The sequence below is a fragment of the Leptolyngbya iicbica LK genome (assembly GCF_004212215.1).
GTDB lineage: Bacteria > Cyanobacteriota > Cyanobacteriia > Phormidesmidales > Phormidesmidaceae > Halomicronema > Halomicronema iicbica.
In genome coordinates, this window is the sequence record NZ_QVFV01000002.1 from 833,468 (window position 1) to 853,689 (window position 20,222).

Below are 20,222 nucleotides of genomic sequence, written 5' to 3' on the forward strand. Positions count from 1 at the left end.
TCTAAATAATCATCCCGTCTGGAAGGGTAGCGTCTTTCAGAATAACAATAATGCCATTGCGAATATAAAACCCATCTTGCTCGCGATCAGCTTCTTGTACATTATCCTTATTGACGATTTTCACATTACAACCAATACGGGCATTCTTATCGATAATGGCGTTGCTAACTTCACTATTAGCGCCAATTCCCAAAGGAATGGAAGGGCTATCGCAGCGACTATCTTGTTCAAAATCCGACTGATAATAATCTGCTCCCATCAGCAAGCTATTGCGAATCAAACAGCCCGATTCAATTCGAGAGCGAATACCTAGAACGGAATGATGAATCTGGCAGCTTTTGAGGATGCAGCCCTCACTAATCATTGACTCAATGACGGTACATTCCAGTTGCTTTGTCGGCGGCAAAAAGCGCGCTCGCGTATAAATAGGGGCAGATTTATTGTAAAAGCTAAAGTCAGGATTGGGCTGTTTTACTAGCGCTAAATTAGCATCAAAAAAAGCTTTAATGGTGCCAATATCTTCCCAGTAATCATTGAAGAGATAGGCCTGCACTCTCATTTTATGAATTGCTTCAGGCAATATTTCTTTGCCAAAGTCAGTGTAATCTGGGCGACGCTGTAATAGATCCAAAAGCGCTCGACGCTTGAATACATAAATTCCCATCGACGCAATATAGGGCATTTTCTGAGCGGCTTCAGTGTCCATGCCCAAAACCGTTGTGTCGACTTGCATATGTTTCAGGGCTTCTCCCTCGGGCTTTTCGTAAAAGTCAATAATCCGACCGTGGGGATTGATTTTCATCAGGCCAAAACTTGAGGCCCGCGCTTCATCCATTGGCACCACTGACAAGGTGATGTCTGCACCACTCTCACGGTGATGACGCACAAAGGCGCTGTAATCCATTCGATATAGATGATCGCCCGACAAGATCAAATACTCATCCACATCGTGGGATGCAAACCGCCCCAGATATTGCCGTACGGCATCTGCTGTACCTTGAAACCAAGCTTTACTCTCAGGTGTTTGCTGCGCGGCTAAGACTTCTACAAAGCCTTGTTGAAAGCCAGAAAAACCATAAGAACGGGAAATATGTTGGTTCAACGAAGCTGAGTTGAACTGTGTCAATACATAAATCTTGAGGATGTTGGAATTGATGCAATTGCTAATGGGGATATCAATAAGTCGATGTTTTCCGGCTAGTGGAACTGCCGGTTTTGCCCGAGTTTTAGTCAAGGGATACAGGCGAGTACCAGCGCCACCGCCAAGAATAATAGAAAGGACTCGATTCATTGACCTAAACTTTATAACTACTGCTGAAAATTAAGCACTATTACATTTGACCTGATATCAAGGGCATCTTCAGCCCACGTTGCGGTATGCGATCGCCGACGACACACTGGCTACAAATCACCGCAAGTTTTAAAGTTGAAATGTTGAGCCGGGATTAATCTCAGGTCACTGCTTCATCATAATATTGAAAGTTCTTCTTCTACATTGTCTCAGCAATGTGAACTTTCAGTACGGATCGATCGATATAGCGCGATCTCTATCGAAATAGAGAGATGAAGGTTAGGGGACAACAGCATAGTCTTCGTCAGAATTTGTGCAAATCATAAATTTAGCCAATTCGTTTTACTCATTTTAGACGGAAATTTTTTCCGAGCACCTGCCTGATTTTTTATGGAAACGACCATAACCAATGGAAGCTTCGTCTCTACCTCTAGTTAGAAGTAAAGATGAGAGGATTACGGTAAATTTTTGAGCATAGTAAATGCAAATTTCATTTTGAGTTTATGAGTGATATTTCCCCCTTAGAGGGGATAGAGTTAATTGATTGCGCAAAAGCTAATGCCGACAACGATGTGGTAATTGTGGCCGAGCGATGCGGTTATGGTCAGGATGTCACAGCTTTCCAAACGGCTCTGCAACAAGCTTGCACTGATATAGGCATAAATGTGGAAGCGATCGCAGACTTAATTACGCCCCAACAGCGGGTGATGACCCAGGGCGGGCTGTCTATTTCTCCAGATACAGCTTCTAATCTCTAGCATTCAAAAAATCCGCCACTTGCAGATGTTGCCAGGTAGCTAGGCGCTGACTTTTCATGAGACAGAAGGCCAAGACCTTCAGCATTATTAGCGACTGACTCAGCCTGTTTTCACTGTTTGTTTTTTTAGCTATCTCTATCTAAGCGATCATTTTTCGACTCGATTGAACTATTTAATCGAGGGTTTGAGTCCTTCGATGTCTAACTTTTTGGTCACTGTCGCAATCATGCCTGGTTCGCTCACAACACAAAGTGTTGGCCGACAGCTACGGGGCGCATCAATTGCCCGACAGCTACTGGAGATCGCTAAAACAGGCTGGCGTCAAAGTCCGTTTTTCTAAGCCTTTTACGGTTAGGGCAGCGCTGCAATATTTACGCCGCAACCATCGCCGCAACCATCACCAATTGCTAATTGTTGGTCAAACTGTATTGGCAACTCTAAGCATCGGTTCAGCAAAGGGAGAAAAGCCCATTATCAGAGCAGGACGTCGGCCAACTTGGCAACCGCCTGTTCTAGATTGTCATTCACAATTTGCAGGTCAAACTCATCTGCGGCATCTAGTTCCACGCGAGAGCGAGCCAGCCGACGAGTAATGGCGGCTTCATCATCTTGACCACGATCGCGGATCCGCCGCTCCAATTCTTCCGGTGAGGGAGGAACGATGAAAATTTTGAAAGCTTCTGGAAAGGATTGCGCCACTTGCCGAGCTCCCTTCAACTCGATTTCGAGAATCACTTGATTGCCGCGCTCGATTTGCACTTCCACTGGCTGACGGGGCGTGCCGTAATAGTTACCCGCAAACTCGGCCCATTCCAACAGCTCACCTGCGGCAATCATCTCTTCAAAGCGATCGCGGGTCACGAAATAATAATCCTTCCCATGCTCTTCGCCTTCGCGCGGGGCACGAGTGGTGGCAGAGGTCGATAGGTATAGGTCGGGATGCTGTTGTCGTAGGCGTTTCAGCAACGTCCCTTTACCGACGCCGCTCGGTCCCGTCAACACGACTAACCGACCCGGAGATGTCGAGTGCTCTGAGGTCGCCTCAGGTAAGAGGGAAGCATTGGGAGATAGAGTTTGGGTCATGGGAGTTAGGGGAATCGCTGCAAAACAAAAAGCTAGTGATGCCTAAAAATTAAGCCTAAGCTCAGTCAACACTGTGAGCTTGCAGGCTGAAAAGCGTAAATTTCCACAAAAGTATCAATATTGCCGGCGGGGCAACTAACCACGCCCGCTCAGGCGAAGCCATGAGTTATTTGATACAGGATAACAGGCATCTCGGATTTGGCGCGCCTAATTTGGGGCTTGATCAAATAGCACTGTAGTCATGTATCGCTCAGCCCAAGCATCACCAAACGCCTTTTCCAGCACGCGACGAGTTTTGTCGTTTTGTTGTTGCTGGGTGCAGTAGTGATTCTGACCCGCCAGAATTTCGCCGCGACGTTCTGGTTGGGGGGTAGCGGCGATCGCCTGCTGACAGTGGATGGTGAGATACCCTTCCACTTGTTGTAAAAACTGCTGCTCCTCTTCTGGCGTTGTAGGCCGCACAAATAAACACGCTTCGGAAAATATATCGCCCCAAGTGGGAATTTCGCGCGGTTGGCTGAAGTTTTGCGGTGGGAGTTGGGCTAAGGCGTCTCGATAACCGGCAGATAAGGCGCGATCGCGGCTCACCGGCGACAAATCCACAATGGCAGCACTGACCTGGCCGCGCCCCCCCACAATATCGCAGCCAAACATCGGCAAATCATAGTCGGGGTTGGGAAACATCACACAGTGCAAAATATCCAGCGTTTTGCCCACCCGCGCCAACTCCAAATGCTGCTTGCGAAACTGAGGTGCTTGATAGCAAGCGTTTTCGATGATCAGCTTTTCGCCTTCTAGCCGACCTTCGACATAGCCTAAATCTTCCGGCAGTTGATAAGGCGAGAGGGTGAGATACCGTTGCCAAACTGTTTCGATGATGTCTGCCAGTTGGCGAATCATCGGATGCTGCTGTTCGCGCAAAGAGGTGGATGGGGACGCGGTCATAACCAAGGTAAATGAGGGAAACAACGGAGCCAGCAGTGAGCATCGACAACGACTAAGGCGGCAGTCTGAAGACACGCTCAAATAAGCAAGCATTGGGACTCTCAGCATATCAGTTTAGTTGGCTTCCGCTAAATCCGAGGCCGACGAACGGTATCCTCAAGCGGCGAGTGTTGTAGGTCTAAATCGCCAAGGTTCTGTCCTGAATCACTCGTGAGTGATGGGGAGATTTAAACTAGAGTTCTATGGCAATTACGTTGTGGTCACTGCGGTTTCTGTGCTTCCTCTGAATTCTCAAGTTTTGCCTGGGCATAACCAGGAAACCTATCAACGGTTGCAGGCAGCCGTACAGGCGATTCCTCCGCACCAGATTTGGTTGGCAACGTGTGACAATTTGCCGTTGCAGCGCCAGTTGGCCGCCACGTTAGAAGAAAGCTTGCAGCATCGACATCCGACAGCCGCGACCCAGCGATTGTTTGATATTGAGCAACCCAACTTGGTGCAGCAGCTCCACGGCTGGCTACCGCCAGCGCTGACCGATCGCCCACCCGTGCTCCAGGTACTGGGCATCGAACAATTGACGCACTGTGGGTCGGACACGCAATATCAATTTCTGCGATCGCTGCACCAGCTCAGGCCCATCTGGCCACAGTTGAACATCAGCCTACTGTTGTGGCTCCCCCGTCCCTGGCTCAAGCAAATTCGGCGAGAGGTGCCGCATTTGGGGCACACCGTGTTTGAGTTTCTGGGTGAGCCTACACCAATTTCGACGATCGCCCAGCAGCCGAACTTTCAGGTCGCGTTTTCTGCTGTGCGCGATTGGCAGTTTTGGGAATCATCCACTGCTGACAGCCCTCCGGCTGAAGCCAGCCATACACCTGGTGCAGATTCGCCAGAGGTTACCTCCGATCTCGCAGATGAGCCGCCCTCAGAGGCCAAAGCATCAGAAGCGACAGCCGCCCCTTTGCCGACCATTTCGGCCTCTCTGTGGCACCAGCTCCAAGATGATTTGAGTGACTTTGAAGCATCCCCTAGCCCTCACCTACGCCCCCAAGAAGAGGATGTAGTTCCCATCATCGATCCAGATGTGGATAGCTCCCCCGAATCTTCACTCGCAGCAGCCCCCACAGAAGACGAGGCGGATGTCGCGTCCCACTCAGCTCAGCAGACCTGGGCTCAAGTTTGGGCAGAAGAGGCGGCAGTGCCCTGGGCGGTGCCGTCAACCTTAGTTGAAGCGCCACCGGCAAAGTCGCCATCCTCTGAATGGGCGATCGCCTTAGAGCTGCGCGATCGCGTCCAGGCAGGCGACCATAGCGAGGCGACCTTAGAGACAGCTATCCAGGCTTACGAGTCCCTACAACCCGAGCACTCCAACACGCCCCAACGTACCGAAGCCTTGAATGATTTGGGCAGTCTTTACTGGTTATGGGCCCAGCAAGCGACCACCGGAGAAACCTATTTTCAGCGGCTGACCCATAGCTGCGAACTCTATGAAATGGCGTTGACACCCATTAGTCCGCACACTGCCCCCGGTGTGTTGAACCGCTTGCACAGCAATTTAGGCAGCGTTTACAGTTTGCTGGCCGTTCATCAACAGCCCGCGCAGTATTTAGGCAAAGCGGTGCGCGCCTTTCATCGGGCGTTGCAATATTCTCCCGTCGAGTCGATGCCCGAGGAATATGTGACGTTACAGACCCATTTGGGCACCGCCTATTGGAGTCTGGCGCAGCAAACCCAAGAGGCAACCCATTTACATCGGGCGATCGCGGCTTATCAAGAAGCGCTACAGCACTCGCAACCGCAGCCTGAACCGCAACTCTATGCGCAGCTGCAAAATAATTTAGGCATCGCACTGTGGAGTTTGGCCCGTCATGAACGGCCCGTGTTCTTGCTGGAGCAGGCGATCGGAGCCTACCGTACCGCCCTGGCATATCGCACCAGGGAAGCCGACCCCGCAGGGTTTGCCGCCACTCAAAACAATCTCGGTACCGCCTACTGGGATTTAGGCAGTCACTGCGAAGCATCATCCACGGCCCAGCAACAGGCTTGGCGACAGGCCATTTTCGCCTACGAGGCCGCGATCGCCGCCGCTGAACCGACGGCCCAAACTGCGCTCAGTTTTGATCTGTGGGCCGCCCACCACAGCGTCGGGGTGGTGTATGACCAATTGGCCATTACCCTAGCGCCCGACACAACTGTCCAGGCCCCATTGTTAACCCAAGCCACTCAGCATTACGTCACGGCCCTGATGGGTTGGCAAGCGATCGCCGCCGCCTCTGCCGGGACCGCCTTGCAAGCCTTAGTGCGCAATTTACAGCTCCAGGCCAGGTTTCTGGGCATTGAGCAACAGCAGCGATCGCTGAGCCAAATTCCCGCCGACTGGCTACCCGAGATTTGGCGCAAACTGTAACCCGGCAGCCGTAGCAGACCGCCGTAGCAGACAGCCATGGTCCAAGGCAGTTTGGCCCAGGAAATAGTAGCTCCAGTAGTTAAGCGTTGCCGGACATCGCCCTTAGCCGTTCCGAGGCAGCGCAACTCACAGTAGATGGTTCCCAGTAGGAGACAAGAACGCACTTTAAATTCTTGCCTTGCGCTCCTTTATCCGATATTTTCCACTGTGACATGTAGTACATAAAACACATCTACCTGAGGCTCCGCGTGTTAAAACACATTACTTTGCCTGATAACGTCTTGCCGCCCGTGGCACCTTATTCTCACGCTGTCCGAGCGGGGGATTTTTTATTTGTGACGGGTCAACTGCCCGAAGACCCCAAATCTGGTGCAGTTCAGAAACTGGCGATCGCCGATCAAACCCACCAGGTGATGGAAAATCTGAAGCGCGTCTTAGACCATGCCCAAACAGGATTTGACCGAGTAGTCATGGCTCGCGTTTTCGTCACCGACTTTCGGTATTACGACACAGTAAATGAGATTTACGCCAGCTATTTTGATCAACAGAAATTGCCAAGCCGCACGACGGTAGGCGTCACCGCTCTCGCCGGATATGGCGACATTGAAATTGATCTGATTGTCTATTGCGGTAGCTAACAACCTCGCCTGTGAGTAGTGACCATCAGGTCAGGCCCATAAAAAATGCTGCTTCCAATTGGAGGCAGCATTCAAAACGTGGGTAGTGTATTGGCGATCGCCAATCAACTCACACTCATTTAGTTTTCGGTTAACTGAGTCAGCAGCTTGCTCGATCGCTCCACAAACGATTTCATGCCATTGGCGTCAAAGCCTTTTTGGGCCATCAGCGCCAAGTCATAGACATGCTGACAAATCAGATTCGCCATATCGCCAGCGGGAGAACTGCTGCCATCCGCTTGCACAATGGTGCTTTGCTTCAGCTTCGACAGATTTTTGATTAGGGGATGCGCTGTATTCACCAGCAGCACATGCTCTTCTGGAAACTCTGCATTGGTTTGCTGCATCATCGCCATCATCTCTTGCATCCGTCGCGTCTGCTCCGGCAACAGCACCATCGCTGGCGGCGTATCAGGACTTTCGGTCTTTAAGGCTTCAGTACGCACATCCAACTTGGGCAAATTGAGCGCCGTTTCAAACAGACTCTTGATTTCCTCGTCACGAGTCTGGTTGGTATTCGGGTCAACAATTTCGCTCTCTTTATCTTTATCGAGTAGCGCGTCATCTAGCTCCGCATCCACCCGCGAGAACTTCACATCGCTGTATTGCTGCTCCAAGAAGGTGACGAAATGCTGGTCGATAAACGTATCGAGGAACAACACCTCCAACCCTTGGGACTGGTGCAGCGCGATGTAAGTCGCCTGAGACGCTTCATCCGTGGCGTAGAACACGCGATTTTCGTGCCGCTCTTTATTGCGCTCCAGGTAATCCTTGAGGTTGGTGTAGTAGTAGCCGTTCGCGTCGGTCGGCACTTTCTGGTCATCCACTTCTGACCAGGCATCCCCTGCGTCGGTTTGCACTTCGACCTTGGCCGCCTCTTCACCTTGCTCGTCACCCAGCTTGGCCGTCGTGCGGAAGATGATGAAGTCCTCGACCTGTTGCTTGAACTTGTCATCGTTCATCGCGCCGAACTTGATGAAGGTGCCCAGGTCTTGCCAGGACGAGATGTACTTCGCCAGGTCAGTGCGGTAGAGTCCCTTTAAGCTGTCGCCAACTTTGCGGGCGATGTATTCAGAGATTTTGCGGACAGTGCGATCGTTCTGCAAAAAGCTCCGCGACACGTTGAGGGGAATGTCCGGGCTATCGATGACGCCGCGCAACGGCATCAAGAACCGGGGAATCACCTCTTCGCAGTTGTCACTGACAAATACCTGATTGCAGAACAGTTTGATGTTGCTCTTGGTGACGTCAATGTCAGGCTTCAGCTTGGGGAAGTAGAGAATCCCATTTACATCAAAGGGATAGTCCGTCTTGAGGTGCACCCACAGCAGCGGATCTTCCTGGAAAGGATAGAGGTAGCGATAAAACTCCAGATATTCCTCATCGCTGAGGCTATTCAAAGACTGTTTCCAAGGCGCTTCATGCTTGTTGATGACCTCGTCGTCCAACTTGATAGGGACGGGCAAAAAGTCACAGTAGGTCTTGACTAACTGGCGAATGCGCGACGGTTCCAGGTATTCCTGCTCGTCTTCCAGCAGGTGCAGGGTCACAGTCGTCCCCACGGTCGATCGCTCCGAGGGGGATAACTCAAACTCCGTCGTGCCATCGCAGCGCCAATGCACGGCTTCGGCTCCTTCCTGATAGGAGAGGGTGTCGATCTCCACCTCGCTCGACACCATAAACGACGAATAGAAGCCTAAGCCAAAGTGGCCGATGATGTTGGCGTCACCGCTTTCTTTGAACTTAGTGACAAATTCCTCGGCACTGGAGAAGGCCACCTGGTTGATGTATTTTTTGACCTCTTCAGCAGTCATGCCGAGCCCCGTATCCGAAATGCTCAGGGTCTTAGCTTCTTTATCAACCTTGATGGAAATCTCGGGTTCGCTGGCCTCACCTGCATATTGGCCCGATCGCGATAACAGAGACAGCTTTTGAATCGCATCAACCCCGTTAGAAATCAGTTCCCGTAAGAAGATTTCATGGTCTGAATACAGCCACTTCTTGATGATGGGGAAAATATTTTCAGTATGGATACTGATGTTGCCTTTTTCCAGAATCGTCGCCATAGTAGGTGACCCACGCTATTTCTACACTGCTTATTGGGCTCGATTTTCGGCGGCGATCGCCCCTTTCATCAAGGGCAAAACTGCTCCTGATGGGGTACGGGTTCCCGAATGCGGGCGGGGGTGGATGGGTATGAGGGTGACAGGGGTGAACACGGGTAGGGGCGAGGCATTCTCGCGATACCGTTTCTGGTAATTTCCGAAAAGTCACACCGAGAATGCCTCGCCCCTACGGAATGGGACAACCACCGGAAATGATTACAGGCGTTCGAGGCGCGATCGCAGAATGTCGGCCTGGGTTTCTGCCTCCGCGAGGGCATCCCGAGCCCCCTGCACCACGTCCTCAGGCGCCTTGTTCACGAAGCCCGGATTGCCCAAGCGACCATTCAGAGACTTGATCTCTCCCTCAACTTTGCCCAGATCTTTCTCAATCTTGGCTCGCAGGGCATCCACATCCACCAAACCGGTTAAAGGAATAAGCACCTGAACGGTGCCGACCACACCTGCAAACAGTTTGGTGTCAGGGGCCGTCGCGGGTTCGGCAATAGATTCGGGTGTCGGTTCGGCCTGTTGCTCGGCGAGATCGGCAACTTCTTGCGCGACGGGTTTGGCGGTGGTGGTCGGGGTAGCAGTCTGGCGATCGATCCAATCTTTCGCTTCACCGACAATCTCTTGCCGCCATTGGTTCAGCCGTGACCAAGTTTGCTGGCGCTTGGGGGCGTACAGCAGATTTTGGTTGACGAACCAAGCGGTGTAGCCCACGCCGATCAGCTTCAGGAGTCCTCCGACCAGCAAAATGCTGTCTAGCGTGCGGAGGACAGCAGAGAGAATTTGCAGAGCCAGAAACAAGGCAAAGAGCAAGGCCAAAGTGGTTGCGGGGCGGCGGAAGTCGCTGAAGAACCTTTGTAAGTAGGTCAACGGCTCCTCTAGCAGCGGCCGCATAGTGACCCAAAAGTCCACAACTTCGGCTTTAATGCCCTCTAAACTGCCCGCTGCCGATTCCCCCGAGATCGCCGGTCGGGGTTGAGCCGCCGCAGATTTCGAGGCAGGCTGGGAAGCTATTGTGGCCGCCGCCTCGGTATCGCTGCGAATGGTGAGCGTTTCAACTCGACCGATCGCTTCAATATAATTCCGCCCGGCTTGCAAAATTTGTCGCTCTTTGGGATTCGCCGATTGCAAGATCGTCTCAATGCGGGCACTGGGCTTGATGCCAGCCTCTGCTCGCAAATTACGAATCGTGCGTAAGGTGCCGATCAGCAGGTCAAAGTCTTCCTCTAACTGGGGATTGATAGCGCTGGGATAGACCGTCGGGAAAGCCTGCACCGAGAGAAACTGATCGTCGCCAACTTGGTTGAGGGTGTGCCAAATTTCCTCGGTAATGTGCGGCATAAAGGGATGGAGCGATCGCAAAATCCCATCCAGCACAAACGCGAGCGTCTGCTGCGCCGTCTTTTTAGAAACGCCATCCTCGCCTTGCAAGCGCGGCTTCACTAGCTCAATGTACCAGTCGCAAAAGTCGCCCCAGATGAAATCGTAGAGTTCCTTCGCGGCTTCCCCAAAACCGTACTTATCCATATAATCGTGGACCCGCTGCAGCACACCGTTGTAGCGCGACAGAATCCACAAATCAGCCAGTTCCAGATTTTGGGCATCAGGTTCTCCCAACTGCTCCGGGGTCTGTCCGCCCAGATTCATCATCACGAAGCGGGCAGCATTCCACAGTTTGTTGGTGAAGTTACGGGACGCTTCCACCGAAACCGACTCGTCAGTTTTACGGTCATATTCCAGGCGAATGTCTTGTCCGGCCCCAGCCACCTCACGAATCAGGGTGTAGCGCAGCGCATCGGTGCCGTACTTATTGATCAGCACCAGCGGGTCGATGCCGTTGCCCTTGGATTTGGACATTTTCTGGTTGTTTTCATCCCGCACCAGTCCGTGAATGTACACCGTCTCGAAGGGCATGGTGTCGGTGAAATACCCCGCCATCATCGTCATCCGGGCCACCCAGAAAAAGATGATGTCGAAACCCGTCACCAAGGTGCTCGTCGGGTAGTAAGTCTGGAAATCCTTGGCCGTTTCATCAGGCCAGCCCATGGTAGAAAAGGGCCACAAGCCGGAGGAGAACCAGGTGTCGAGCACATCAGGATCCTGTTCGAGCACCACGTCGGCTCCGAATTCAGCGATCGCCTTTTCCTGTGCTTCCGCCTCATTCGCCGCCACCACAAACGGCGTATTGTCGCGAATTTCGCCATCGGTTTCGCTCACGGCATACCAGGCAGGAATCTGATGTCCCCACCACAGTTGCCGCGAGATACACCAATCCCGCAGGCTGACGAGCCAATCGCGATACACCTTCGTCCATCGCTCGGGGACAAAGTGCGGAGAATTGTGGTTGTCCAGCGCATCCAACGCTTTATCCGCCAAAGGCTTGATTTTGACGAACCACTGGGTCGACAGCAACGGCTCCACAGGCACCTTGCCGCGATCGCTATAGGGCACCGTATGCTGATAATCCTCAATTTTGACGAGGAAGCCCTCTTCCTCCAATTGTTTGACAACGCCTTTGCGAGCTTCAAAGCGATCCAGCCCTTCAAACGGCCCCGCTTCCGAGTTCATCGTGCCGTCCTTGTTCATGACGGTGATCATGGGCAAGTCATGGCGCTGCCCCATGGCGAAGTCGTTCGGGTCGTGGGCCGGCGTCACCTTGACACAGCCCGTACCAAATTCCTTGTCTACATAAGCATCCGCGATGATCGGAATCTCGCGCCCCACAATCGGCAGAGTCAAGGTTTTGCCCACGAGATCGGTGTAGCGATCGTCTTCCGGATTCACCGCCACCGCCGTATCACCCAGCATGGTTTCCGGGCGCGTAGTCGCCACTTCCAAATAACCAGACCCATCCGTCAGCGGATAGCGAAAATGCCAGAGATGACCATTTACCTCGGTCGGTTCCACTTCCAGATCAGAGACGGCGGACTGGCTCGACGGACACCAGTTCACCATATAATTGCCGCGATAAATCAGCCCTTCTTCGTAGAGCTTGGTAAAGGCCGTCAGCACCGCGTCTGACAAGCCATCGTCCATGGTGAAGCGCTCGCGGCTCCAGTCCACTGACACGCCCAACTTCCGCAATTGCCCGACAATGGTACCGCCCGACTCTTCTTTCCACTGCCAAGCCCGTTCCAAAAATTGGTCGCGGCCCACATCTTCCAAGGTTTTACCGTTGGCCTTGATCTGCTTCTCAAGAATGGTTTGGACGGCAATGCTGGCGTGATCGGTACCAGGCAGCCAGAGGGTATTCTTGCCCAACATTCGTTGGTAACGCACTAAAGTGTCGATCAGCGCGTTTTCAAACGCATGGCCCATGTGCAGGCTACCCGTCACATTGGGCGGCGGAATGACGACACAAAAGGGCTCCCCCGGATGATCGGGGTCAGCCTTGAAGACGTGCCGGGCTTCCCAGACTTGCTGCCACTTTTCTTCAGTAATGGAGGGATCGTATTGGCTGGAGAGGGTGGGAATAGTAGCCGTCATGGCGTCGAGTTCTCGTTCTGGGCAGTGTTTTACCTCATGATTTTGCCATGAGGGTTATGCAGATGCTAATCGCTCTGGGGGAATTTGTGAGGAAATTTGGGTTTTAGCCTACCCTTGCGAGAAATTTCGGCCTCCTGCAACAAGCCAGCCATAGTACATCTAGTCTTAAGCAAGTTCGCAAGAACCCTTTGAGATAATCTGTACAAAAGAAGCGTAATTCATGGGGCCTTTAATCGTGAGCCTTCTTTCAAAAAGAAGCGCATCATAGCTCACTTAAACCCAGAGCATCTTCGAGATAATAGCCCACCGATTCATCATCCAGCTTTACTGCATAATCATGCTCGGCCTTGTACGTGTTTTGAAGTTCTATTCTTAATGCTTTGAGAACTCGCTCTGATTCCAGGGCCTTGAGAACTCGTTTCTTATTCGTGCAGGCTCGCTCATGACTTCTTTTCTCTAAATCACCACCAAAAACGGCTCTTGGCGATAGCAAATATAAGTTTTCAGCATCTTCTTCACTGACGCCATCTTCGTCGAGTAATGCAACATCAAAGACTTCAATAAATCTGGGTCCACTGCCTTTTTGCGTAATCACCCGATAAAGCTTCCAAATCAGTCCGTTCGTCGTCACTGCCCATTCAGTACCCAAACCAATAGCGTATCCGGCAGCTTGATCTATGACATTTGGCCCTAAGTTAGACTTGGTATTTTTACATTCAATCACCAAAAAGACTTTGTCATTCTCATGTAAAACAATGTCTGCTGATTTTCCCAAAGTCCTATGCTCAAGCCTAATATTTTCCTTTGAATCATAGCCAAGGGCATGGACTAAAGCATCGCGACACCACACACGAATTTCTTCTTCAGAACTTCTTCTTCCAGCAATTTCAGCCAGTCTAGGATGAAGTTTTTTGAATTCTTTCTGGATATGTTCAATCGTATCCTGACGAATCTCAAATTTCGTGCGTCTACGCTTTTTCTTTTCTTCTACCTCGGAAGCTGCCTCTTGCTCTGCATTCTCCATCAAGGCAGTTTCTAACGGCGTTGGCTCAATCAACTCGGGAGTGAAAATAGACTTACATTTCGAGCATCGGACAGGTTTGCCGAGACGATCCTTGTGTTTCACAGATACTTTAAATCTTGCTCCACATTCATCACATGCGGTGGTGCCAATATATTGTTCAGCCATGTTTATTGCTCCGGACAGTGAGGCGTTGCTTGTTGTGGATATCGGCTATCCCTGGATTCGCATGTAATCTAAGTCTTGGCAAAGCCCAATTACGGACAGCCTCAACCACCATCTTGCCCACCTATACTCACGGAATCACGGCTTCGGAACTCACGGAATCACGGCTTCGGAGCATAAAGAACGACTGGCAATGGTTCTTGCTCGCCGATATCGATATCCGTACAGAATTCACTGTGTTAATGAGTTGTCAGGCATTTATCAATACACTCCACCATTCCTCTAAACTGGAAGTTTCCCGATAGCGTGGCAGATGAAGGTTGTCTTATGGCGACAGTAGTGAATCCGAAGCCATTAGGAGCTTCCAGCGTTCAAGAACCGCTGGATTTATCCCTCGTAATACCGATCTATAACGAATACGAGAGTATCCCCCGGCTCCTAAAAGTCATCTCTGAAGTCATGGAACCGCTGGACTATACCTACGAAGTCATCTGCGTAGACGATGGCTCCACCGACGGCTCAGTAGACGTGCTCAAACAGCACGCTGAAATCTATCCTTATTTATCGGTGCTGTTACTCCGGCGCAACTACGGACAAACGGCAGCCATGGCGGCAGGCTTTGACTATGCCAGGGGGCAAGTCGTGATCACGTTGGATGGCGACTTACAGAACGATCCCGCCGACATCCCCATGCTGATGGATAAGCTGAACGAAGGCTACGACCTTGTCAGCGGCTGGCGCAAACGGCGACAAGACCACCAACTCACCCGGCTATTACCTTCAAAAATTGCCAATTGGCTGATCGGTCGAGTCACTGGCGTTTCCATTCATGATTACGGCTGCTCGCTCAAGGCGTATCGCACCGAACTGGTGCGCGACATGAATCTGTATGGCGAGTTGCACCGCTTTTTGCCGGCCTTAGCCTTTATCGAGGGAGCCCGGATTACGGAAGTGCCCGTCAATCACTACGCTCGGCAGTTTGGATCTAGCAAGTATGGCCTGGGACGCACCTTTCGTGTGGTGATGGACTTGCTGACCGTTTACTTTATGAAGCGGTTTCTCACTAAACCAATGTATGTGTTTGGCCTAATGGGTCTGCTGTCGATGCTGGCAGGCACTTTACTAGGGGGCTACTTAACATTTCTGAAAGTGGGGTTGGGGCAGTCGATTGGTGATCGCCCGTTGCTGATTCTCGCGATCGTCCTACTGCTCGGGGGGATTCAGCTGTTCTGCTTTGGACTGCTCGCAGAACTATTAATGAGAACGTATCACGAGTCCCAAGGTCGCCCAATCTACCGAGTCCGAGAGGTTTTGAGGCGTTAGCGTAAAAGCCCGACTTGCATTTCTGTAAACTTCTGTGTATATTTTAGTTGTGGCTGTTAATAAACAGACACACATTCACTTGTTGAATTTCGGAATTATTCATCATGACAACTACCTTACAGCAGCGCCAAAGCGCTAGCTTGTGGGAACAGTTCTGTCAGTGGGTGACCAGCACCNNNGCCAACCTGGGTATGGAAGTGATGCACGAGCGTAATGCTCACAACTTCCCCCTCGACTTGGCAGCGGCTGAGGCTCCCGAAATCATCGGTTAGTCTTCGAAGCTTAGCTAGTCTGAGAACCTAATGAAAGGCGTCTCTCTTCGGAGGGGCGCCTTTTTGCTATCCGGTTAAATAATTGGCCATTCTACAGAACTGCTGACAACTCATCCCTTCAATTCAACAGGTTAGGCAGTTCGCTTCTGAATAGGCATAGAGAAGTGGTCACAAGCGCACGTTGCCGCGTAGGGCTTTCTTTTGGCCGCGTTTCTTCTTGCGCTCGATACGTTTTTTGTCCGCACTCTTCGATCGCTTCGTCGGTTTCCGTTTCTTGAGCGTGTAGGTAACACTTTGAATCAGCTGCTTTAGCCGTTTCAGAGCTTCTTCCTTATTTTGTTCTTGAGTGCGGTGCTCCTGCGCCTTAATGACCACAACGCCGTCTTTCGTAATGCGGTTATCGCGCAACTTCAGTAAGCGCTCTTTATGCACATCCGGCAGCGAGGAAGTCGAGATATCAAACCGCAGGTGGATCGCGCTGGCAACTTTATTTACGTTCTGGCCACCTGCACCCGACGATCGCACTGCGTTCAGCTCGATTTCATGATCGGGAATAGCGGTACGATTCGTGATCTTCAGCATAGTTTCTGGTCAGCAGTGGCTACGTACACCTTAACCAGAATCATGACTAGCCACAGACATCATCGACTACGGAAAGCAGAATGGCGATCGCTCGTCCCATTAATCAATCGCGTTTTCCGTCGTCATGTGACTTGTGTATTCGTGCAAAGCTTGATGCTTTAACTTGAGGTAAGAAGCCACAAACTCGTGCCCCATCGCGGCTGGCAGCACCGTGTTTCGCTCTAAATGGAGCAATGCATCAGGCAAACTTTTGGGCAAGGTTTTGACTTCACCCGGCGACAGGGGATGGGTGTAAGTATTATTGTCCCGACGTGGGCCTGGGTCACGCTTCTCAGCCATGCCTTCTAACCCAGCGGCAATCAGAGAGGCGGGTAACAGATAAGGGTTTGCCGAGCCGTCGGCTAGTCGCAGCTCAAAGCGGCCTGGATCAGGAATTCGAATCGTATGAGTGCGGTTGTTGCCGCTGTAGCTCAGGGTGTTGGGTGACCAGGTCGCGCCAGACGCTGTGACCGGAGCGTTGATGCGGCGATAAGAATTCACCGTTGGATTGGCAAAAGCACACAGCGCCTCACCCGAGTTCAACACTCCCCCAATGAACTGATACGCCAGCGCCGAGAGCCCCAATTCGCCTTCTGGGTCAAGGAAGAGGTTGTTGGCGCGATCGCGATCCCACACAGATAAGTGAACATGACAACCATTGCCGGTGAGGTGTGGAAATGGCTTCGGCTTAAAGGTTGCTTGATAGCCGTGCTTTTCAGCAATACTTTTCACCATGAACTGGAAAAAGGCCTGGCGGTCAGCGGTCACCAGGGCATGGTCAAAGGTCCAGTTCATTTCAAACTGACCGTTGGCGTCCTCATGGTCGTTTTGATATGGTCCCCAGCCCAGAGACAACATGCCATCGCAAATTTCGCGAATGACGTCGTAGCGACGCATCAGTGCTTGCTGGTCGTAGCAAGGTTTGGACTGGCGATCGCGACCGTCAGAAATATCCGTACCGTCTTCATTCAGCAAAAAATACTCGCACTCAACCCCAGTACAGATTTGATAGCCCTGCTCAGCGGCTTGGGCTAACACCCGTTTCAGCACGAGGCGAGGCGTTTGAGCGATCGGTTCACCATCCACACCGTAGAGATCGGCAGGCATCCACGCGACATCAGGTTGCCAGGGCAGTTGAAACAAGCTGTCTGGATCTGGCATTGCCAACACATCAGGATCGGCTGGAGTCATGTCCAGCCAAGCCGCAAAGCCCGCAAACCCTGCTCCATTCGCGGCCATCGTATCGATACTTTGGGCCGGCACCAGCTTAGAGCGCTGCACGCCAAACAGATCTGTAAACGAAATAAGAAAATAGTCGATGCCGCGATCGCGGGCAATCTCTGACAGCACCTGAGCCATAACGTCGGTCAAATTTAAGGAACACATCTCGAAGCAGCTACATCATCTAGTGTGAGGCAGCCCCGTTACGGTAACAAGCTTGACGGAATGAACGGCAGCAAGCGGGGAGATCGCCGACAAATTGAGAGGTTCTCTGGTGAAAGCCTGATTCAGTGACCCATAAAAATGCCGACTGCCTTTACAGACAGTCGGCTTGAGGCCTCAACTCAGTAGGCCAGTATTAGCGACAATACGGATGTGCTTAGCCCACGAACGCTTTGCGAGGCTCAGAGACACCAGGCGCCTCTTGGCCCTTAAGGTAAGCCAACATCGTGTCAGCGTCAGAGACCTCAAAGGGGTCGGTGGGGCAGTTATCGCCAAAGTCAGGCTCGATGAACATCTTCTCGATGGTCATGTCGTTCACCACCATGGAATAGCGCCAAGAGCGCATCCCAAAGCCCAGATTGCTCTTCTCGACCAGCATCCCCATCTTGCGAGAAAACTCGCCGTTACCATCGGGCAGCAGCTTCACTTTCTCAGCACCTTGCTGCTTGCCCCACTGGAACATCACGAACGCATCGTTGACGGAGAGGCAGTAGATTTCATCCACACCGAGCGCCTTGAACTCATCGGCGAGCTCTTCGTAGCGGGGCAGGTGGTTGGAAGAGCAAGTCGGAGTGAAGGCCCCCGGCAGCGAGAACACAACAACCTTCTTACCCGCAAAAATATCTTCAGTAGTGGTGTCTTGCCAACGGAAGGGATTTGGCCCCTCAACGGACTCGTCGCGAACGCGAGTCTTAAATACCACGTGGGGAACCTTTTCGATAACAGCCATTAAAGACCTCCTAACAAATTTCTCAAACTAAGCCAAGCAGCTGGATTACATCAGGCCAACAAAGCTTGTGTCACCAGCAGCTTGTGAACGCTCGCAGAGATGCGTGCATCTCACTTCATATTAGAATAGTTCTTAGTTAGGATTTTATCAATGGTTTAAGTGAACTAAGCTATAAAGAGAGTCTTAGTTAAGACTGATTTAGAAAAGATAATGCTATTAATGAAGTAGAGCATTATCTCGACTCTGAAGAGCTGGGCCTACCCCCGTTGAGTGATGCTTCGTTGCGGAAAGGGAGTTATGTCGAAACAAATAGAGGAAATCGTCCAAACGCTGAGGAGCAAGCAGTTGCGGGTCACCCCTCAGCGGTTTGCCGTCTATGCCAATCTGCTCAACCGGACCGATCATCCTACCGCCGAGCAGATTTTGACCGACCTGAATCAAGATGCACCGATATCTTCTCAGGCGACGATTTATAACTGTTTGCAGGCATTACGCGAGGTGGGGTTGATTCGTGAGGTGTTGCTGGATGAAGGCAACTGCCGATATGACGCCAATGTCGAACCGCATCACCATTTTCGGTGTGGATGCTGTGGGGCGATCGCCGATATTCCCTGGCAAGCGCTGCAGCCCATCGAGCTCAACCACTTAAATGATGCCTGGCAAGTGAGCGGCTACGAGGTCACTGTGCATGGCACTTGCGAAACTTGCCAAGCGTAATCGCACCCAAATTGACCATCATCGAATAGGTTGATGACGCCGACTATTGGGCTATTCGGTGATAGTTAGCGGATCACTGCAACGACAGTGCAAAAGTTTTTTGACAAGCATAAAAAAGAGCACCGAATATCGGTGCTCTCTCAAGTTCCAAGAGGTTTCGAGGAAAGCTTTAGACCTTCTTGAGCCAGCTAAACATCGCTCGGAGATCCTTGCCCACTTCTTCGATGGGGTGCTCTGCTTCGCGACGACGCATCGCCGTGAAGCCGGCATTGCCGGACTGATTTTCCAACACAAATTCACGCGCAAACTGACCGGTCTGAATCTCTTTCAGGATCTTCTTCATCTCGGCACGAGTTTCATCGGTGATGATGCGCGGACCCCGAGTATAGTCACCATATTCCGCTGTATTGGAAATGCTGTCGCGCATGGTCGCCAAGCCACCTTCGACCACTAAATCAACAATCAGCTTCACTTCATGCAGACACTCGAAGTAAGCCAATTCTGGCTGATAGCCCGCGTTTACTAGGGTCTCAAAGCCGGACTTGATGAGCTCGCTAAGACCACCGCAGAGCACCACTTGCTCCCCAAAGAGGTCGGTTTCGGTTTCTTCGCGGAAGGTGGTTTCCAAAATGCCGCCCCGAGTACCGCCGATGCCTTTAGCGTAGGCCATTGCCAGGTCACGAGCTTTGCCGGAGGCGTCTTGCTGCACCGCAAACAAACAGGGTACGCCCTGACCTTCGGTGTAGGTGCGGCGCACGAGATGTCCGGGACCTTTAGGGGCCACCATCACCACGTCCACCTCGGCGGGGGGGACGATTTGGCCAAAGTTGATATTGAAACCGTGGGCAAAAGACAGAACGTTGCCCGCTTCCAGGTTGGGAGCGATATCGTCAGCATAAACTCGCTTTTGCACTTCGTCGGGCAGCAAAATCATGATCCAGTCGGCGAGTTTAGCAGCGTCGGCGACGGGTTTAACAGTCAGTCCTTCGGCTTCGGCTTTAGCGGTCGAGCGGCTCCCTTCATAAAGACCGACAATCACGTTAACGCCGCTGTCTTTAAGGTTGAGGGCGTGGGCGTGACCTTGAGAACCGTAGCCAATGATGGCGACGGTTTTGCCATTCAATAGATCAAGATTTGCGTCGCTGTCGTAGTACATGCGAGCCATGGAAGAT

General features: G+C 51.8%; 15 protein-coding genes. 5 read left to right on the plus strand and 10 right to left on the minus strand.

The features are described 5' to 3' along the window. Window position 1: 1 nt before the first annotated feature. Entirely contained in the window at window positions 2–1,291 is a 1,290-nt protein-coding gene (locus DYY88_RS10710; RefSeq protein ID WP_039728043.1) for a glucose-1-phosphate adenylyltransferase, read from the minus strand. Window positions 1,292–1,794: 503 nt separating this feature from the next. Between DYY88_RS10710 and DYY88_RS10715 the strand changes: the two genes are divergently transcribed. Further along, window positions 1,795–2,049 (plus strand): hypothetical protein, encoded by a 255-nt coding sequence (locus DYY88_RS10715; protein WP_039728042.1) that lies wholly within the window; start codon window positions 1,795–1,797, stop codon window positions 2,047–2,049. 474 nt (window positions 2,050–2,523) lie between these two features. Here the strand turns inward: DYY88_RS10715 and gmk are convergent, their stop codons facing one another. Continuing rightward, window positions 2,524–3,132 carry a guanylate kinase gene (gmk, locus tag DYY88_RS10720; protein WP_044151321.1) on the minus strand — a complete coding sequence of 203 codons (609 nt, stop codon included), beginning with the start codon at window positions 3,130–3,132 and terminating at the stop codon, window positions 2,524–2,526. Between the two features lie 207 nt (window positions 3,133–3,339). Further along, on the minus strand, window positions 3,340–4,077 hold the full coding sequence (locus DYY88_RS10725) for a phycocyanobilin:ferredoxin oxidoreductase (RefSeq protein WP_039728041.1): 738 nt from the start codon (window positions 4,075–4,077) through the stop codon (window positions 3,340–3,342). Between the two features lie 217 nt (window positions 4,078–4,294). On the opposite strand from DYY88_RS10725, the gene DYY88_RS10730 reads away from it, so the two are divergent. Together DYY88_RS10730 and DYY88_RS10735 are read left to right on the plus strand one after the other, a co-directional pair. Beyond that, window positions 4,295–6,484 carry a tetratricopeptide repeat protein gene (locus DYY88_RS10730; protein WP_039728040.1) on the plus strand — a complete coding sequence of 730 codons (2,190 nt, stop codon included), beginning with the start codon at window positions 4,295–4,297 and terminating at the stop codon, window positions 6,482–6,484. Between the two features lie 248 nt (window positions 6,485–6,732). Then, entirely contained in the window at window positions 6,733–7,122 is a 390-nt protein-coding gene (locus DYY88_RS10735; RefSeq protein ID WP_039728039.1) for a RidA family protein, read from the plus strand. Between the two features lie 119 nt (window positions 7,123–7,241). Here DYY88_RS10735 and htpG read toward each other — a convergent pair whose 3' ends face one another. The 3 genes from htpG to DYY88_RS10750 form a co-directional block, all read right to left on the minus strand. Beyond that, the gene (gene htpG / locus DYY88_RS10740; protein WP_201279037.1) at window positions 7,242–9,227 is read right to left on the minus strand and encodes a molecular chaperone HtpG; all 1,986 of its coding nucleotides are present in this window, start codon (window positions 9,225–9,227) and stop codon (window positions 7,242–7,244) included. 255 nt (window positions 9,228–9,482) lie between these two features. After that, window positions 9,483–12,758 (minus strand): valine--tRNA ligase, encoded by a 3,276-nt coding sequence (locus DYY88_RS10745; RefSeq protein ID WP_039728038.1) that lies wholly within the window; start codon window positions 12,756–12,758, stop codon window positions 9,483–9,485. Between the two features lie 262 nt (window positions 12,759–13,020). Continuing rightward, window positions 13,021–13,947, minus strand: coding sequence for a type I restriction enzyme HsdR N-terminal domain-containing protein (locus DYY88_RS10750; protein ID WP_084607119.1), 927 nt, complete (start codon window positions 13,945–13,947; stop codon window positions 13,021–13,023). Between the two features lie 324 nt (window positions 13,948–14,271). Here DYY88_RS10750 and DYY88_RS10755 point away from each other — a divergent pair, with 324 nt between their 5' ends. After that, on the plus strand, window positions 14,272–15,267 hold the full coding sequence (locus DYY88_RS10755; protein ID WP_039728036.1) for a glycosyltransferase family 2 protein: 996 nt from the start codon (window positions 14,272–14,274) through the stop codon (window positions 15,265–15,267). A gap of 440 nt (window positions 15,268–15,707) precedes the next feature. On the opposite strand, the gene arfB is transcribed toward DYY88_RS10755, so the two are convergent. From arfB to DYY88_RS10770, 3 genes are all read right to left on the minus strand, one after another. Further along, window positions 15,708–16,121, minus strand: a complete 414-nt coding sequence (arfB, locus tag DYY88_RS10760; RefSeq protein ID WP_039728033.1) for an alternative ribosome rescue aminoacyl-tRNA hydrolase ArfB — start codon at window positions 16,119–16,121, stop codon at window positions 15,708–15,710. Window positions 16,122–16,220: 99 nt separating this feature from the next. Continuing rightward, on the minus strand, window positions 16,221–17,546 hold the full coding sequence (glnT, locus tag DYY88_RS10765; RefSeq protein WP_236146374.1) for a type III glutamate--ammonia ligase: 1,326 nt from the start codon (window positions 17,544–17,546) through the stop codon (window positions 16,221–16,223). 214 nt (window positions 17,547–17,760) lie between these two features. Then, window positions 17,761–18,333, minus strand: coding sequence for a peroxiredoxin (locus tag DYY88_RS10770; protein ID WP_039728031.1), 573 nt, complete (start codon window positions 18,331–18,333; stop codon window positions 17,761–17,763). A gap of 297 nt (window positions 18,334–18,630) precedes the next feature. Here DYY88_RS10770 and DYY88_RS10775 point away from each other — a divergent pair, with 297 nt between their 5' ends. Next, window positions 18,631–19,050: a Fur family transcriptional regulator gene (locus DYY88_RS10775; protein ID WP_039728030.1), complete on the plus strand. Its 420-nt coding sequence runs from the start codon at window positions 18,631–18,633 to the stop codon at window positions 19,048–19,050. A gap of 169 nt (window positions 19,051–19,219) precedes the next feature. Here DYY88_RS10775 and ilvC read toward each other — a convergent pair whose 3' ends face one another. Continuing rightward, a complete protein-coding gene (gene ilvC, locus DYY88_RS10780) occupies window positions 19,220–20,215 on the minus strand; it encodes a ketol-acid reductoisomerase (RefSeq protein WP_039728029.1) in 996 nt (331 codons plus the stop codon). Between the last annotated feature and the right edge of the window lie 7 nt (window positions 20,216–20,222).

Coding starts and splice junctions, on each gene's coding strand:
- DYY88_RS10710 (WP_039728043.1), bottom strand. CDS start 1,291: ATGAATCGAGTCCTTTCTATTATTCTTGGCGGTGGCGCTGGTACTCGC.
- DYY88_RS10715 (WP_039728042.1), top strand. CDS start 1,795: ATGAGTGATATTTCCCCCTTAGAGGGGATAGAGTTAATTGATTGCGCA.
- gmk (WP_044151321.1), bottom strand. CDS start 3,132: ATGACCCAAACTCTATCTCCCAATGCTTCCCTCTTACCTGAGGCGACC.
- DYY88_RS10725 (WP_039728041.1), bottom strand. CDS start 4,077: ATGACCGCGTCCCCATCCACCTCTTTGCGCGAACAGCAGCATCCGATG.
- DYY88_RS10730 (WP_039728040.1), top strand. CDS start 4,295: ATGGGGAGATTTAAACTAGAGTTCTATGGCAATTACGTTGTGGTCACT.
- htpG (WP_201279037.1), bottom strand. CDS start 9,227: ATGGCGACGATTCTGGAAAAAGGCAACATCAGTATCCATACTGAAAAT.
- DYY88_RS10745 (WP_039728038.1), bottom strand. CDS start 12,758: ATGACGGCTACTATTCCCACCCTCTCCAGCCAATACGATCCCTCCATT.
- DYY88_RS10750 (WP_084607119.1), bottom strand. CDS start 13,947: ATGGCTGAACAATATATTGGCACCACCGCATGTGATGAATGTGGAGCA.
- DYY88_RS10755 (WP_039728036.1), top strand. CDS start 14,272: ATGGCGACAGTAGTGAATCCGAAGCCATTAGGAGCTTCCAGCGTTCAA.
- arfB (WP_039728033.1), bottom strand. CDS start 16,121: ATGCTGAAGATCACGAATCGTACCGCTATTCCCGATCATGAAATCGAG.
- glnT (WP_236146374.1), bottom strand. CDS start 17,546: ATGTGTTCCTTAAATTTGACCGACGTTATGGCTCAGGTGCTGTCAGAG.
- DYY88_RS10770 (WP_039728031.1), bottom strand. CDS start 18,333: ATGGCTGTTATCGAAAAGGTTCCCCACGTGGTATTTAAGACTCGCGTT.
- DYY88_RS10775 (WP_039728030.1), top strand. CDS start 18,631: ATGTCGAAACAAATAGAGGAAATCGTCCAAACGCTGAGGAGCAAGCAG.
- ilvC (WP_039728029.1), bottom strand. CDS start 20,215: ATGGCTCGCATGTACTACGACAGCGACGCAAATCTTGATCTATTGAAT.